The 1,784-nt window shown below is 58.0% G+C and carries 1 protein-coding gene and 2 pseudogenes; 1 reads left to right on the top strand and 2 read right to left on the bottom strand.

The window, feature by feature from the left end:
• A partial coding sequence (locus AC1D34_RS37255) for a class I SAM-dependent methyltransferase (RefSeq protein ID WP_476826985.1) occupies positions 1-828 on the bottom strand: 828 nt, incomplete at its 3' end.
• Between the two features lie 214 nt (positions 829-1,042).
• A pseudogene (locus AC1D34_RS37250) lies at positions 1,043-1,183 on the bottom strand (transposase domain-containing protein); the annotation flags it as partial.
• Between the two features lie 69 nt (positions 1,184-1,252).
• Between AC1D34_RS37250 and AC1D34_RS37245 the strand changes: the two are divergent.
• Positions 1,253-1,536 (top strand): annotated as a pseudogene (locus AC1D34_RS37245) (IS110 family transposase); the annotation flags it as partial.
• Between the last annotated feature and the right edge of the window lie 248 nt (positions 1,537-1,784).

Below are 1,784 nucleotides of genomic sequence, written 5' to 3'. Positions count from 1 at the left end.
GTCATCAGGCATGAAGATGTCGTGAATGCCAAACATAGTGCCGGATTTGAGCCTTGGCAGGATCTCCGTGAAGAATACCGTCACGTCGCTGTTTTGAAAGGCTCTGTGGCTGCCGTCGAAAAAGACGAATACGTCTGGCTCCAGCCCTTCGAAAAAATCGATCTCCACGTCCTCAAGCGACTTCCGGATGACCTCGTCGCAAATCGCATCTACCTCAGCGCGCGGTGCTGGGTCGATCGACGTGATCGTGGTACTGAGCCCATGATCATTGATTGCCCGGCGGGCAAATTTGGTCGAGAAGCCTGACCCGATCTCAAGGAACCTGCGTGGGCGCCGGTGCGCAATCAGCCCGTATAACGCGATAGCGTCAAGTGCCGGAAAGGCTAGATTTTGCCAATTCGGCTCCGCGGCATCCTCGACCGGGTGAGCTGGGATCGTCAACATCGGCTCGATCAAGGGAAGGAGAGTTTCGATTTGCATCTCGTAGCGTGAGGTGCCAGCTTCGAGCACCTTCAACGTCAGCGGATCCGGTGGGGCTCCGTAGCCGAAACGCGTTCTCGGATTCACCGGGAAGTCGATCTCAATGAGCTGACTTCGCTTTTTTAGATAGTTCCAGTGCGCGTACTTCTCCCCGATTTCGGCATTTGGAAACGTCGCAAGTTCGGAGGAAGGAGCGCGGCTCGACGACAGCTCTGTAATCAACGCGGTCAGGCGAGAGATTTCTGAATGGGCGAGGTCGCGCTCATAACTGGAGTTAAGCGCCGCATCATGAAGTCGCCGAATTGGCGGGACCATACGGCCAATTGCTCGAAGGGATTCCTTGAACATCAATTCCCCCAGTGGGTGCGCACACGGTAGGTGAGAGATACTGATGAGCATGGGTGGTGCTTAGGTACAAGCTTGTAAATGACGCGCGGCTTGCCGCGATAAGCCCCCATCGCGCAGGGGCGTGGAAGAGATGCGCCTCTGGTGGGTCGTTCGCCCGTGACACAACCGGGCCTTTCAACGCCTCGAAGCCGGGACAGCAATGTGAGTGCTGTTCTCAGGCCACGGCCTTGAGTTGCAGGGGGCTGTAGGACCAGGGGAGCAGGTCGTCGATCTGGCTTTGCGGATGGCGTTTGACGATGCGGGCGATGAAGTCGGCGAGGTAGCCTTGCGGGTTGACAGCGTTGAGCTTGATGAGGTGGATGGCCTCCGCTCTCGGCATCATAGTGCAGGGGTTCGTGGCGATCGCTCACAAGGAGGGCCATCCATGGAAGAGGTCACAACGGTCGGGCTTGATCTGGCGAAGCGAGCATTTCAAGTCCACGTGGCGGATGCAAAGGGTTGCACAGTTCTTTAAAAGAAGCTGCGGCGTGAGGACGTGCTGAGCTTTTTCGCGAATCTCCCGCCTTGCATCGTTGGCATGGAGGCTTGCGCCTCGTCRCACTATTGGGCACGCGAGATTCTTAATTTAGGTCAGGACGCGAGGATGATCCCAGCGATGCCGCCGACGCCGCGGCGATTTGCGAAGCCGTGACGCGACCGGCTGTTCGATCCGCTCGGTCGTGTCCCGCGTAGTGGTGTATTCGAATGCAGCGTGCCTTCTCTAGGTGTTTGATCCCGGGCTTTGATGGTGCAGTCTTTTCGCGTGAGTGGAAGGAGGCGCTATGGGCCAGGTTCACCATGGGAGCGCCACGACGACAGAGGCGGTYCGTCGAGCGATACAGCATAGTCATGTCTGGACGGCGCCTGCGGATCAAGGGTTCGGCTTCGGTCATGTGAAGGTCGCGGGTGCGGTCATG

It is taken from the genome of Allobosea sp. P1_A7 (assembly GCF_056406775.1).
The sequence above is the reverse complement of the archived record's forward strand: the minus strand, read 5'-3'. Positions and strand labels throughout refer to the sequence as shown.